This window comes from Lacticaseibacillus baoqingensis, from assembly GCF_003946165.1.
GTDB lineage: Bacteria > Bacillota > Bacilli > Lactobacillales > Lactobacillaceae > Lacticaseibacillus > Lacticaseibacillus baoqingensis.
Window position 1 is genome coordinate 37,133 of the sequence record NZ_RHOI01000010.1, and the last position, 13,824, is coordinate 50,956.

Consider the following 13,824-nt stretch of genomic DNA (forward strand, 5'->3'; position numbering starts at 1 on the left):
TGATAACCGAACAGTTCATCCTTGTGGATAACAGGAACATTTAAATTAATCCCTTGATTTTTTGGCCATGATCATCTGGTGTCAAACTTTCATCACGACACTAGATTTAGGGGCGAACATTTGCACCTTGTGGATAACCGCTGGGGATGACGTGTGCATCTTGTGCACATAAGCGGCTGCCTTGACATTTCATCACTTATCTACTATACTAAAGTTAGTAATTAAGTTGCGTACAATTTAAAGGAGGAGCTCATGGACATTACGATCAAGCCAGACGCGTTGGCCTATTTGCAGACGAAGATGGGATCACAAGAGCGGCTGTTTTTGGCATTAGATGATGGTTCAAGCAAATACTCTCAACTGGGAGGGACCTGTGCGATTGGCAATAAGTACCAGCTGGTGATCAGCGACCAAGCAGATCCGGATTATGCGATCCCATTAACCAATGATGCTGGGTTAGCATTGACGACTGGCGATCTGGAAGAGATGTATTTAGGCCATGGGCTCGTGTTGGATTATCAACTGGCAACACTGGCATTGCGTGATGATAGCGGCGTCTTAGATGGGGCTGTGATGCTCAACCGGCCAGTGGTCGTGGTTGATGATAATGCGTTGAAGGCACAGCGCCAAGCGATTGGTAATCAAATATGCTGATCATTTTAGGCTGACACCACTCGTGGTTTAGCCATACACAAACGTCTTGCAGGCGATTTAACCTTTGAATCGCCTGCAAGACGTTTATTGGCGTCTAGAGAGATGACGACCAGCTAGAATTTTTTTTCGAAAAGTTTTAGCACTCTATTGACTGGAGTGCTAAAAGGGATTACTATATATTATGTAAACAAGAGGTGGTGCAAAACCCCTCGATCAAGAAAGGAAGTCTGTTGTATGGCTAATGAAATGATGCGTCGTAATGACTGGTTAGAGGATCCCTTCTTTGACAACTTGGGGCGGCGGTTCTTTGAAGATTTCATGCCTACTCGGACCGCAGCAGATCAGGTCTTGAACACAGATATCAAAGAAACTGACCATGATTATGTCGCTAAGGTCGATGTCCCAGGAATCGCTAAAGATGATATTAAGCTGAACTATCAAGATAATATCTTGAACATCAGCGTGAAGAAGAATGATTTCAATGATCATGAAGATAAAGATGGCAATTTGTTGATGAGCGAGCGGCATTACGGTGCGATGAGCCGCAGCTATCGTTTGCCAAACGTTGATGAGGCAGCGATTAAGGCGGCTTACGCGGATGGTGTTTTGACCATCACATTGCCAAAGCTGACAGAAGCGCATCACGATAATCACCAAATTGAGATCAACTAGTTGATTGCACAGTAGGTTGAGACACAAAGCGGTTTTAGCCTATAGCAAAAGCGCCTTGGGGCCACGATTCGGTTTTAGAATCGCGGCCCCAAGGCGTTTTTGTTCGGGCGTGGCTTGGTAGAACGCGGCTAGACTAGGATGCCTTGGCCACTTATTTTTTTGTGAGTATTCAAGGCAACGCGAGCGTAAATGAGGGGTTTTGCGGTGCAGATATTTACTTTAATACTTTTTTAATGTAAAGTAGCAACAAGAGTTTTCATGCGTGTCTGCAGCAAGTCCTGTCAATAACGCAGTTGGTATCTCCAAGACAGTGCCGTCACGGTTATAATGGTGGCGGCACTGTTTTGTATTTTATGCTCAGAGGAGTAAGTCATGATCAAATATATCTTAAGGCGAGTCGGATTCTTGATCTTGACGCTGTTTCTGGTGGCCTCGATCACGTTTTTCTTGATGAAGTTACTGCCAGGAACGCCGTTCAACAACCCAAAGCTGCCCGCTGATCAATTGGCCCAGTTAAAGGCGCAATACGGCTTAGATAAGCCAGTTTGGCAGCAATATTTAAATTATTTGTGGGGTGCTGTGCACGGCGATTTTGGGACGTCTTACCAGTTTACCGGGCAAAAAGTTTCTTACTTGATTTCCTCACGCTTGGGTCCGTCATTACAGCTAGGGGCGCAGGCGATGGTTGTCGGGACGCTGCTGGGGATCTTGCTTGGTGCATTAGCCGCGATCCGTAAAAATACCTGGGTCGATGCCGTGGCCACGATTTTTGCGATCTTAGGCCGGTCGATCCCTAATTTCGTGTTTGCGGCGTTATTGCAATATTTTGTCGCGTTTAAATGGGGCGTGTTGCCTGTGGCGTTATGGGAAGATGGTTTTTCCTCCAGCGTCTTGCCAACGATCGCGTTGGCCATGGCACCCTTGGCCAATACTGCGCGGTTTATGCGAACCGAAATGGTCGATGTCTTATCCAGTGACTACATCGAATTAGCGCGGTCCAAAGGCGACTCTCAGTGGCAAGTCGTGGCGCGGCATGCCTTGCGCAATTCAATGATCCCGGTCGTGACGATCATCGGGCCGATGGCAGTGGATCTGATGATCGGGTCGATGGTCGTAGAAAATATCTTTGCGATCCCAGGCATCGGTGAACAGTTCGTCAAATCGATCACGACGAATGATTATCCGGTGATCATGGGTTTGACCATCATGTATTGTTTCATGTTGACCGTCGTGATCTTGATCGTGGATATCTTATACGGCTTCATCGATCCGCGAATTCGACTGAGTGGGGAGGCTAATTAATGGCTGCTAGTAAACATATCGCGCCAGACGCATTTAAGCTTGCTCATGTGGCTGCCACTGAAAAAGAATATATCGCAGCACCGGCGCTGACGTTTTCTCAAGACGCGATGCGCCGCTTGAAGCAAAATAAGGCAGCGGTGATCTCTTTTTGGCTATTAGTGATCATCTTTGCAGCAGCCTTATTGAGCTTGGTGATTACGCCGCATGATCCTAACGCGCAAAACTTGAATTATACTTATTTACCGCCAAAATGGGGTGATTTGAATATCCCGTTTTTCAATGGACATGAAAATGGCATCGACATGTATGCGCGTAATCAAGTGCCTAAAGGAACCTATTTTTTGTTAGGGACCGATTACCTTGGGCGTGATCTGTTGTCACGGATCTTAGTGGGTACCCGGATCAGCTTGTTTATTGCGGTGATCGCGACCTTGTTTGATCTGGTCGTGGGCGTCGGTTATGGCATTATTTCTGGATGGAATGGCGGGTGGATCGACACATTGATGCAGCGGGTGATCGAAATCATTTCATCAGTGCCGAATCTGGTCGTGGTGATCTTAATGCTGCTGGTGTTTAAGCCAGGCTTAAAGTCGATCATTGTGGCGATTGCCGTGACGAGCTGGATCACCATGGCTCGTTTGATCCGGGCGCAGACCTTGAAGCTAAAGGATCAAGAATTCGTCTTGGCCGCCAAGACGTTAGGTGAATCCAGCTTTCAGATCGCGCTCAAGCATTTGGTGCCGAATCTCAGTTCTACGATCATTATTCAAACGATGTTTACGATTCCTACGGCGATCTTTTTTGAAGCCTTCTTGAGTTATATTGGCATCGGTTTGCCAGCACCGACAGCAAGTTTAGGCACGTTGTTGAATGACGGCCAAAAGGCGCTACAAACGCAGCCATATTTACTGATTTATCCGGCGATCGTGATCGTGGTGTTGATGTTGGCCTTCAACTTGTTGGCCGATGGGTTGCGAGATGCCTTTGACCCGCGGAGTGCACATTAGGAGGCAGGTTATGGAAAGAATCTTAGAGGTCAAGGATCTTGCAATCGATTTTGCCACCTATGCAGGCACGGTACACGCGATCCGGCATGTCGATTTTCACCTGGACAAAGGCGAAACGTTAGCGATCGTTGGTGAATCCGGATCGGGTAAGTCTGTGACCATGCGCACCGTCATGGGTTTGTTGGCAAATAATGCCCGTGTGGTTTCTGGATCGGTCAAGCTGGCAGGGGAGGATATTCTCCATAAGTCGGAAAAAGCCCTGAACCAAATGCGCGGCAATGAAGTGGCAATGATCTTTCAAGACCCGATGACCAGCTTAGATCCGACTATGCCAATTGGCAAACAAGTCGCGGAGCCGCTATTGCTGCATACCAAAGCCACGCGCGCTCATGCGATGAAAGAAGCTGCGCGGGTCTTGGCGCTAGTGGGGATCCCGGATGCTCAGGCACGGTTAAAAGACTACCCGCACCAATTTTCTGGCGGCCAGCGGCAGCGCATTGTGATTGCGATCGCGATCATTAACCATCCCAAGCTGTTGATCGCCGATGAACCCACCACGGCATTGGACGTGACCGTGCAAGCGCAAATCGTGCATTTATTGAAGGATATTCAAGCCAAGTTAGATACGGCGATCATTTTTATCACCCATGATCTCGGGGTAGTGGCTGGGATCGCCGATCGCGTGGCCGTCATGTATGCCGGCAAGATCATCGAATATGGAACCGTGGATGAGATCTTTTATAACCCGATGCATCCTTATACTTGGGGCTTGTTAGAAGCGATGCCGACCCTCAGCGCGACCCGCAAGCGCTTATTTGCGATCCCAGGGACACCGCCAGATTTACTGACACCGCCGCAGGGGGATGCTTTTGCCCCGCGCAATCCCTATGCGATGAAGATCGACCAAGAGCAAGAGCCGCCGTTTTTTGCAGTTTCTAAAACGCATGCCGCAGCGACTTGGTTGTTGCATCCAGATGCGCCTGCTGTCGATCCGCCAGCTGAAATCAAGCGGCGCAAGCAGATCTGGGCGCAAAAGGAGGGCAATCATGATTACAGATAAAACCCCATTGGTACAAGTCCGCCACCTTGTGCAGACGTTTAATGCGGGCAAAAAAGATGAAGTGCGCGCCTTACAAGATGTGTCATTTGATATCTACAAAGGTGAAACGCTCGGTTTGGTGGGTGAATCCGGTTCGGGTAAAACCACGACGGGGCGGGCATTGATCCGCTTATATCAGCCGACTAGCGGTGAAGTATTGTTTGCAGGCCAAGACATTGCCAAGCTCAAAAATGGGAGTGCACAAATGTTGGCATTTCGGCGGCAAACCCAGATGATCTTTCAAGATCCCTACGCATCGTTGAATCCGCGGATGAAAGTGAAAGATATCATCGCTGAAGGTTTGGATATCCATCACCTGGTCCATTCGCCGCAAGAACGTGATGCCCGCGTGGCCGAATTATTAGCTGAGGTGGGCTTGAATGAAGATCATGCGTCGCGTTATCCGCATGAGTTTTCAGGCGGTCAGCGGCAACGCATTGGGATCGCCCGCGCGTTGGCAGTAGAGCCGCAGTTCATCATTGCCGATGAACCGATCTCGGCGCTTGATGTTTCGATCCAAGCGCAAGTAGTCAATTTACTTAAAGACATTCAAGATAAAAAAGGCTTGACCTACTTGTTCATCGCCCATGATCTTTCAATGGTCAAATATATTTCCGATCGTATCGCGGTGATGCATAATGGGCGGCTGGTGGAGCTGGCAAGTGCAGCAGAAGTCTATCATCATCCTTTGCACCCCTATACAAAAAGCCTGTTATCTGCGATCCCTGAACCTGATCCAGACAGCGAACGCCAACGGGTGCCGATCGCATATGATGCCAGGCAAGCAGAAGGTGGTCAGCGCCAGTTAGTGGAAGTCTTGCCAGCGCATTATGTGTATGCCACTGCCGCAGAAGTCGCCGCCTATCGCCAATCCAATTAAGAAAAATTCTTGTCACCGTTGATAAGTCGTTATATACTAGTTGCAGTCTTAAAAACTGAATAGACCCGCTCACCTGAATGTCAGTCGCGTCGGCGCATTTCAGGACGACCCGTACGCAGAAGCTTGGCTTGCTGTTGTGCGGGTCTTTTCTATTTTTAAGCAAAAAAAACGCTCAGGACCTTGGGAGTTGTCCTGCGCGCGTGAACGTAAATGGCTTGGGAGACATTTACTCGTTTATTTTAGCATATTTTATGGCTTGGGCGCGATATTCTTTTCGCGAAATATAGTCTTGAGTGCAAGGTCAGTCTGAATGAGACTGACCTTTTTTCGTGTCTGTTTAAAGCTGTCCGGCGTTACAGGTCAAAGACGCGAGTGGTGCGATCTGGTTGGTGGGGGACCTTACGAAATTCAGCGTGATCGTCATCCACATCAGCAACGACGTCATAGTCAAGATCATTGACTAATTGCCCAAAGTTAAAGCGGGTTTGCGCGTTGGTTTCTTCGACGGTCAAGCTGCGGGCTAAGAATTTTAAGCGATCAGTTTGATGATGGTGTTGGCGAATCATTTCCCCGGCCTTGGTGAGGGTGTAGCCGGCTTCGATCAAAGAAGAGATCAACATGATCTGAATGATATTTTTGAGATCAAAACGCTTGTTGGCGCCATCTTCACGGCGAAACGACCGCACCATTCCTTTTTTCTCCCAGTAGCGGATCTGCGTGACGGTGGCACCAGTGATGCGACTGGCTTCACCAATGCCAACAGAGATATCCAGTGATTTGACGCGTTGCATAAAATCGAGTTCCATGGTTTCCCCCTTTCAACGAAGATCTTCATGAAATGACAGTCCGTCATATTTTTTCTGAAAACAGTTGACTAACGTATAATGTAAGTGTAACATATCGTTTTGTCAATATCACATTATGTAATAACTTGATCACAAAATATACTTACTTTAAAGGGGCGATGCACATGCACGTACAAGACAGGCATGGTAAGACAATCAATGTACCAATGATGGTCGTGACGCTGATCGTTGGGGTTTTCATTACCGTATTGAACCAAACGATCCTGACGACGGCTTTTCCTACATTGATGAGCGCGTTTGATATTTCCACTGGGACGGTTCAGTGGTTGACAACCGGGTTCATGATGGTCAACGGGATCATGATCCCAGTATCGGCATATCTTTCTGCAAAGATCTCCACCAAGTGGCTTTACATTGGCGCGATGTCGATCTTTGGTATTGGGACATTAGTGGCGTTTATTGCCGGCAATTTCCCAACCTTGTTGGTCGGGCGCTTGATCCAAGCACTGGGTGTTGGGATCACGATGCCGTTGCTGCAAAACATTATGCTCAACTTGTTCCCGCCAGAAAAACGCGGTACCGCCATGGGGCTCACCGGCTTAGCTGTCGGTGTGGCACCGGCAATCGGGCCGACTTTGTCTGGTTGGGTGATCGACAATTCTGGTTGGCGGACGCTGTTTGGCATGCTGTTGCCGGTTGTCGTGCTCGTCTTATTGCTTTCGCTGTTTTTTGTTAAAGACGTTTTACCAACTTCTGATCCGAAGCTTGATGTCTTATCATTGATCGAATCTAGTTTTGGCTTTGGCCTGTTGCTATATGGGTTTTCTGAAGTCAGCTCTCGTGGCTGGGGCGATGCGATCGTCCTCGGCAGCATTGTGGTCGGCTTAGTGATCATTGGGTTGTTTGTGATGCGACAGCTGCATCTGGAAGAGCCATTCGTGCAAGTCAAAGTCTTCACCAGCAAAATCTTCACGATTTCAACGATCTTAAGCTCGATTGCAATGATGGCAATGGTCGGGGTTGAAATGATCTTGCCATTGTACTTACAGATCCTGCATGGCAAAACGGCGCTTGAATCTGGGCTGACCTTGCTGCCAGGGGCGCTGATGATGGGGGTCATGAGCCCCATCACTGGGTATGTCTTTGACCGCATTGGTGCTAAGCGTTTGGCCCAACTTGGCTTTTTCTTCTTAGCGGCGGCGACACTGCCATTTGCATTTATCACAGCAGACACGCCATCGTTATTCATTACTTTGATCTATGCGGTGCGGATGTTTGGGGTGTCGATGGTCATGATGCCATTAACTACCAACGGGATGAACGCACTGCCGATGGATATGATCCGGCACGGCACTGCGGTCAACAACACTGTGCGGCAAATCGCCAGCTCGATGACCACCGCGATCTTAGTATCAGTTTTATCTAACGTGACCAGTAATGCAGCGCCAGCAAAGCACATGGTGACCACTGACCCGTTGCGTTACAAGCATTTGTTCTTCAATGCGACTTTGGATGGGTATCATGCGGCCTTTTGGTTTGCGATCGGTTTTTCCGTCTTAGGTTGGGTGCTGACGTTCTTCTTGAACAAAAAGGCAGTTGCCAGCCAAGACGTGACTGCTAAGGAGGTGCGCGCATGATCATTGCGACATTAATCATCGGCGTTATCGGCTTGTACTTAAGCTTTGTTATGATGAAGACCGGCTGGGTCCGCGGGATCTTAGTGACCGTCTTTGGCATCGTGATGCTGGGCTCATTGTATCTGGTCAATGCCAACGACCGCAGCCATTTTGGCATGAAAAAACAAACGACGACCACGACTCATGTGATTTATTCTGCCAGCCCAAATAAGGCCTTACCAATGCTGCTGCGTCAAGACGTAGGCACAAGCGGCAAGCGGCAAGTGTACATCTATAAGTTAAGTGAAAAAGGCAAGACGACGCATACGCAAGCAGATTATCTGGTGACCAATCACGTGGCCAAAACCAGTAAGAAAACGGCCACTTTGAAAACGGTCAAAACCGAATGGGTCTATCAAAATGATTTCTACCGCGCCTTTTTCAGTAACCAAAATAACCACAAACTGGTTAAAGCCAGCAATACTATCACCATTCCCAACGCTTGGGCGAATTTGACGACGGCCCAAGCTAAGGCGTTAGGCAAACAATTGAAGCAAGCGCAAAATCCTTCTGCGGCTGATAAAGCCAAAATGGCAGCAGCAGTTCAACAAGCTGTCATGGCAGCGCGGATGAAAAATCCGCAAATGACGGCTGCACAGCAACAGCAAGTTATCGCCAAGGCGCAAGCACAACTCAAGCAACAAGCAATCAAAGCAGCGATCAAAGCGGTGACTGCAAAATAAAACTTGTTTAATGACACAATCAAAATGGCGTTGCGGCTACCGATTTACGGTGGTCGCAACGCCATTTTGTGCTTGCATTAATTCTGGTCGACTTTGGCTTGTTTCGCTTGTTGGGCGATGCCATAAGGTAATTGATAACGCGTTTGTTTTTCTGTCTGCTTAAAATGCCACACCGTCTTGCCTAACTTGAGATCTAGGCCAGTTTTAGTTTTGGTGAAAGTACCAGCGCTGCGGGTGTCGCCGTTTTGATTGTAGCTGTACTTAGTCGGGTTGATCCCGGCTTCAGCATCGCTTTTGGTGGCGAAGTTTGCGGCGACGATCTCACCGGTGGTCTTTAAAGTCGTTTGGCTGCCTTGGGAATGACGCGTTAACGTTTCGTAACGCCGGTAGTATGGATTGGTGGTCAAAGTGGCGGTCGATAAAACGCCTTGGTCATCATCGCGATTGAGGTAAAGTGTCATTTCCACGGCGGTGGTGACCGGTTTGGTTTGGCCCTTAGTGGTGTAGCTTTGGGCGGTATACACGGCACCACGGGCACTGGTGTCTTGGCGCTTGCAGCCGGTCAAGGTCAAAAAAAGTCCCAAGACGGCGAGGAAGGTAAATAATTGCCGTTTCATTGAATCGCTAACCTCCGTGTTCGTTATTGGTTAATTCTAACACAGAAGAAAGACGCTGCGGACAATCACTGGCCAAGTGTCAGCGCTTGTCCGGTAAAACAAGTCAGCCAGCCGTGAGTTGAAACTGTGTTTGGGGGACAAGAAATTAATGGTGGGGGCAAAAAAGCCTGTTTCTGACAGGTTGGGCCAGAGACAGGTTTTTGGGGGCCACGCTTAATCACTTGCAGCAGTGGCACTCGACGCGGTCGCAGCCGGTTGGCTGGTCGAGGTGCGACTGCTTGCAGTGGCCGCATTCGCGGTTTCAGCGGTTTCGGTCGTGGTGTTTGCCGCGGTTTCTGCAGTGGCAACCGGCTGACTGGATGAAGCTGCCGCTTCTGTTTCAGAAGGTGCGTCAGGGGTGGTCGCAGCGGATTCTGGGGTGAGCTTTTGTTTGGCGGCGGAAACGACCGCTTCGGCTTCAGCAGCAAACGCGGAGTCATCGCCATTGGTCACCGCATTGACCGCAGATTCTGCCGTGGTGATCGCTTTAGGCGTCACTTTAGGCGCGGTTTGCAGTTTTTGCAACGCGGAAACCGCGGTGGCGGCTGAGTTTAAAGTGGTCACCGGTTGTTGATAGACTTGGGTGAACACCGGCTCAGTTGTTTCCAGCTGGGCATAAGCAGATAAGGCTGCCGCTGCAGTTTGTCGATAATCTGTGGTCGGAGCGATCGGCGCTTGGGTGGCACCGACGACAGTCAACATTTGATCGGCTTGAGCGACTTCTTGTTGGGCTTGGTGCAGCTGCTTTTTTTGTTGCGCATCTAAGCGCTGCTTAGCGGCGGCTTGAACCGCCTGTTTTGCTTTAGCCACGCGGGCTGAATTGAGATCCGTTGCCGGGAGGGTGTGCGTTGAGTTGCGATAAAGCGTGTCAACGGAAGCCTTGGCCTGACGAACGGTAGTCGTGGTCACTTGCGTACGATGATAATAATACCCACCGCCCAACGCGAGCATTACGGCAGCAGTTAGGGCCAACAAAACACGAGTGCGCATATCCTCACTTCCTTTACCGTAAGGATACCGGGTCAAGATGACAGGAAGGTGACATCTAGATAAATATATCAATAAAAACTGACAGCCATATATTTCAATTCAGATGTGCGCCGTTTGAGGCGATCACTTGTTGGAACCAGTAGAACGATTTTTTCGGCGTCCGCCGCAAGTCGCGCAAGTCGTGATTGGTGCGATTGACATATATCATCCCATAGCGTTTATCCATGTTGCCGCTGGAGCTGGGAATATCGATCAATCCCCAGCCAAGATACCCCAGCACTAAGACACCATCTTGGAAAACGGCGTCTTTGAGCGCTTGCAAGTGGGCACGGTGATAGGCGATCCGGTAGTCATCTTGGAGCTGGTCTTGACCGTCGCTGACTTCGCGGATGCCGATCCCATTTTCAATTGGGAATAACGGCAGGCGGTAACGGTTGTAAACGGTGGTTAAAATATCGCGAAAACCAAGCGGGTCAACATTCCAACCCCATTCGTTGGCTTGGGTATAGGGATTAGCGACCGAACCGTGATCTAAGTAATAATTGACCGGGGTATTGATCGGGACGCGACTGCTATCGATCAAATGGCTGCGGTAATATGAAAAGGCAAAAAAGTCAGCATGCAGCTGATCAAAAGCGGCTTGATCGTCGGCGGTGATCGTCCAGTGCAGGTGCTGCTGCTTGGCGTAGGCTAAAACGGCTGGTGAATATTGGCCGTTTACGAAAACCGAAAGCAGATTTTGATTCAAGAATTCATCGATCTGGCGAGCATACCAGGCGTCTCGGGGGTTGCTGGTGGCTGGGTAGCATTCTTCGTAAGCCAGCATGCCCCCGATCTTTGCACTCGTAGTGGCATGCAGGTAATTGGCGACGCGGGCATGGGCGACCATCACGTGATGGTTGATCGTATAAAGTGCTTCAAGGCTGCGCGGGCCGGTCAAATCACCGGCAATGTCAAAAGCGTCGCTGGTAAAGTAGAGGTTTTGTTCATTGAACGTCAGCCAAAAAGGCACTTTAGCCGCAAACCGATCGATCATCTCTTTGGCAAAGCGCACGAAAGCGTTGACCACATGACGACTGGTAAAGCCGTTGTAACGCTTGGCTAAGGATAAAGGCATATCGAAATGATATAAGCAGATCATTGGCGTGATCCCGCGTTGTCTAAGCGCGGCGATTTGGTTGGCATAAAAGGCGATACCGGCTTCGTTAAATTCGCCGTCGCCGGTAGGACAAACGCGGCTCCAGGAGATCTGGAAGCGGTAACAATTCATGCCGGCTTTTTGCATCCAGTCGAAGTCTTCGGCATAGCGGTGATATTCGTCGATGGCCACACGCCAGGCGCTGGTGGTGTCAGTTGCCGGGCGAATGTCGTAGACGGATCGGCCCTTGCCGCCTTCAGTTACGCCGCCTTCAGTTTGCATGCTTGACGTTGAATTTCCCCATAAGAAGTTTTTAGGCAGTGGTTGGCTCATCATCGTCCTCCTATTTCTAAGTCATCAGTGGTCTTAGGCGTCTTGCTTGTGATGGCAAAGCTGAACCTGCCATAATAAAGGTAGGCTCAATTGCTGCTGAGGTGGGCTGAATGGAAATAAAAACTCATTTTCGGATCGGCATAAATGGTCTTTGAAAAGTTGAATAACGTATTGTTTTTGGTGTAATTCATCTGTGCTAAAGTCAAGCGGTGAGTGCCTGGTTTTTGGTCCAAAAGCGTCGCTTGATCTTCTGCCAGCTTGGTCATAGACAGGTAATCGTCGCTGGCGATCACCGCGATGTTGAAGGTTTCGGCGAGAAACTCGAAAATCGAGCCGTTGACACTTTCTGTGGACAAAAAAGGGACCACTGCCGTTAAGTAGTAAGATTCTTCCAGTGCATAAACGGCTGCGTCCATATAGCGCAGGCGGATGACGCGATAGACTTCCGCGTCGGCTTCGACGTTGAACTGCGTGGCTAATGGGATCGTGGCGGCGATCGCTTTATCAAACGTCACGATCTTTGACGTGGGCCGCGGTGAATTCTTCACTAACGGCTTGCCGGCGCCAACAGAGAGGTTCACGGCATGTTTGCTATTGAGTTGGACGTGATTGATGTAATATCCAGATCCTTGAACGCGGCGCAATAGACCTTGTTGGTAAACGACGTCAATGGCGCGGCGGATCGTATTGCGACTGACCCCAAAGCGAGCCATCAGTTTGGCTTCGGTAGGCAGTTTGCTGGTGAATTGACCTTTGGTGATCGCTTGGATCAGCTGGTCGGCGATTTCATGATACATGTTTGGGCTCACCCTCTAACAAATTTTAGTTGCAAGTACTTGTCAAATTTGTACCTACGTATTATTATAGCATTGTATTGAAAACGCTTTAAGTGTTTGACGCAAATCTTTTACGAAAAAAGGAGAAGTTCGTTATGGCTAAGAAAACGATCATGTTAGTTTGCTCCGCAGGCATGTCGACAAGCCTGTTAGTCTCAAAGATGCAAAAAGCGGCTGAAGCAGACGGAGTCGATGCTGACATCTTTGCGACGGCATCGACGGATGCAGACAACAAGCTGGCAGAAAAGCACCCAGACATTTTAATGCTCGGGCCGCAAGTGCGTTTTATGCTGGACAGCTTTAAGCAAAAAGCCGCGAACATCCCGGTTGAAGTGATCAACATGCAAGATTATGGCATGATGAACGGTGAAAAGGTACTCAAAGAAGCGTTACGCGCTATCGACGCCAAATAGGCGGGCAGGATGCGCACTTCCATTTTCATATTCGCAGCCAAGCTTGTTGACAAGCACTGAGATCCTTTGGCAACAAAGAGACTGGACGTCATCTCAGGGTTGGCGAATGTGAAAATAGAGGCGCGCATCGGTATGTACGCCGCAATTAGTCGCAAGCAGGTTCACTTTAGGAGGATGACATGGCAGAAGAGAACAACGAGAACATGCAATCCGTCATGGGATTGATCATTAACGGCGGTAATGCAAAAAGTTCTGCTTTTGAAGCGATCGCAGCAGCCAAAAAAGGAGATTTTGCGCTGGCTGACAAAAAGCTTAAAGAAGCCGATAATTTTTTAGTCGAAGCGCATAATGGTCAAACCAAAATGCTGACTGCCGAAGCCAGCGGGGAGCATGCGCAAGTGACGTTGTTGATGGTGCATTCACAAGACCACTTAATGACGGCGATCACCTTCCGTGATTTGGCGGGTGAGATCGTTGATCTGTATAAGCGACTAGCAGAAAAATAAGGACTAACTTGGGCCAAGACATGTTGCGTTTGATCACGTGCCCATCCGCAAACGCCCATGGACCGCGATTCAAAGCATGAATCGTGAGCCATGGGCGCTTATGTTATCGGGGACAATGCTGGTGGCTCAAGACGTTTTCGCATCGAAGCGACTTCGGGGGAAGTGCCGCTTGG

Annotated in this window: 15 protein-coding genes; 10 read left to right on the forward strand and 5 right to left on the reverse strand. The window is 49.2% G+C overall.

Annotated features, from left to right (window positions below):
- Positions 1–252 precede the first annotated feature (252 nt).
- From EKM91_RS05875 to EKM91_RS05900, 6 genes are all read left to right on the forward strand, one after another.
- Positions 253–654, forward strand: coding sequence for an iron-sulfur cluster biosynthesis family protein (locus EKM91_RS05875; RefSeq protein WP_125751226.1), 402 nt, complete (start codon positions 253–255; stop codon positions 652–654).
- A 234-nt stretch (positions 655–888) separates the two neighbouring features.
- Complete coding sequence (locus EKM91_RS05880; protein WP_125751229.1) at positions 889–1,326, forward strand: Hsp20/alpha crystallin family protein; 438 nt, start codon at positions 889–891, stop codon at positions 1,324–1,326.
- Positions 1,327–1,698: 372 nt separating this feature from the next.
- On the forward strand, positions 1,699–2,628 hold the full coding sequence (opp3b, locus tag EKM91_RS05885; RefSeq protein ID WP_125751232.1) for an oligopeptide ABC transporter permease: 930 nt from the start codon (positions 1,699–1,701) through the stop codon (positions 2,626–2,628).
- Positions 2,628–3,635, forward strand: a complete 1,008-nt coding sequence (locus EKM91_RS05890) for an ABC transporter permease (RefSeq protein WP_125751235.1) — start codon at positions 2,628–2,630, stop codon at positions 3,633–3,635. Before opp3b ends, EKM91_RS05890 begins: the two co-directional genes overlap by 1 nt.
- A 10-nt stretch (positions 3,636–3,645) precedes the next feature.
- On the forward strand, positions 3,646–4,695 hold the full coding sequence (locus EKM91_RS05895; protein ID WP_125751238.1) for an ABC transporter ATP-binding protein: 1,050 nt from the start codon (positions 3,646–3,648) through the stop codon (positions 4,693–4,695).
- The gene (locus EKM91_RS05900) at positions 4,682–5,614 is read left to right on the forward strand and encodes an ABC transporter ATP-binding protein (RefSeq protein ID WP_125751241.1); all 933 of its coding nucleotides are present in this window, start codon (positions 4,682–4,684) and stop codon (positions 5,612–5,614) included. Before EKM91_RS05895 ends, EKM91_RS05900 begins: the two co-directional genes overlap by 14 nt.
- 353 nt (positions 5,615–5,967) lie before the next feature.
- Here the strand turns inward: EKM91_RS05900 and EKM91_RS05905 are convergent, their stop codons facing one another.
- Positions 5,968–6,420, reverse strand: coding sequence for a MerR family transcriptional regulator (locus tag EKM91_RS05905; RefSeq protein WP_125751243.1), 453 nt, complete (start codon positions 6,418–6,420; stop codon positions 5,968–5,970).
- A gap of 164 nt (positions 6,421–6,584) precedes the next feature.
- Between EKM91_RS05905 and EKM91_RS05910 the strand changes: the two genes are divergently transcribed.
- Both EKM91_RS05910 and EKM91_RS05915 read left to right on the forward strand, forming a co-directional pair.
- Positions 6,585–8,057 (forward strand): MDR family MFS transporter, encoded by a 1,473-nt coding sequence (locus EKM91_RS05910; RefSeq protein ID WP_125751246.1) that lies wholly within the window; start codon positions 6,585–6,587, stop codon positions 8,055–8,057.
- Positions 8,054–8,779, forward strand: coding sequence for a DUF4811 domain-containing protein (locus tag EKM91_RS05915; protein ID WP_125751251.1), 726 nt, complete (start codon positions 8,054–8,056; stop codon positions 8,777–8,779). The genes EKM91_RS05910 and EKM91_RS05915 overlap by 4 nt, the downstream gene beginning before the upstream one ends.
- 77 nt (positions 8,780–8,856) lie before the next feature.
- On the opposite strand, the gene EKM91_RS05920 is transcribed toward EKM91_RS05915, so the two are convergent.
- From EKM91_RS05920 to EKM91_RS05935, 4 genes are all read right to left on the reverse strand, one after another.
- A complete protein-coding gene (locus EKM91_RS05920) occupies positions 8,857–9,396 on the reverse strand; it encodes a hypothetical protein (RefSeq protein WP_125751254.1) in 540 nt (179 codons plus the stop codon).
- A gap of 213 nt (positions 9,397–9,609) precedes the next feature.
- Positions 9,610–10,425: a hypothetical protein gene (locus EKM91_RS05925; RefSeq protein WP_125751257.1), complete on the reverse strand. Its 816-nt coding sequence runs from the start codon at positions 10,423–10,425 to the stop codon at positions 9,610–9,612.
- 94 nt (positions 10,426–10,519) lie between these two features.
- Complete coding sequence (locus EKM91_RS05930) at positions 10,520–11,899, reverse strand: glycoside hydrolase family 1 protein (RefSeq protein WP_225419454.1); 1,380 nt, start codon at positions 11,897–11,899, stop codon at positions 10,520–10,522.
- 83 nt (positions 11,900–11,982) lie between these two features.
- Positions 11,983–12,693 (reverse strand): GntR family transcriptional regulator, encoded by a 711-nt coding sequence (locus tag EKM91_RS05935; protein ID WP_125751263.1) that lies wholly within the window; start codon positions 12,691–12,693, stop codon positions 11,983–11,985.
- Positions 12,694–12,827: 134 nt separating this feature from the next.
- On the opposite strand from EKM91_RS05935, the gene EKM91_RS05940 reads away from it, so the two are divergent.
- Both EKM91_RS05940 and EKM91_RS05945 read left to right on the forward strand, forming a co-directional pair.
- Positions 12,828–13,145 carry a PTS sugar transporter subunit IIB gene (locus tag EKM91_RS05940; RefSeq protein WP_125751265.1) on the forward strand — a complete coding sequence of 106 codons (318 nt, stop codon included), beginning with the start codon at positions 12,828–12,830 and terminating at the stop codon, positions 13,143–13,145.
- 179 nt (positions 13,146–13,324) lie between these two features.
- Entirely contained in the window at positions 13,325–13,651 is a 327-nt protein-coding gene (locus EKM91_RS05945; protein WP_125751268.1) for a PTS lactose/cellobiose transporter subunit IIA, read from the forward strand.
- The last annotated feature ends 173 nt before the right edge of the window (positions 13,652–13,824 follow it).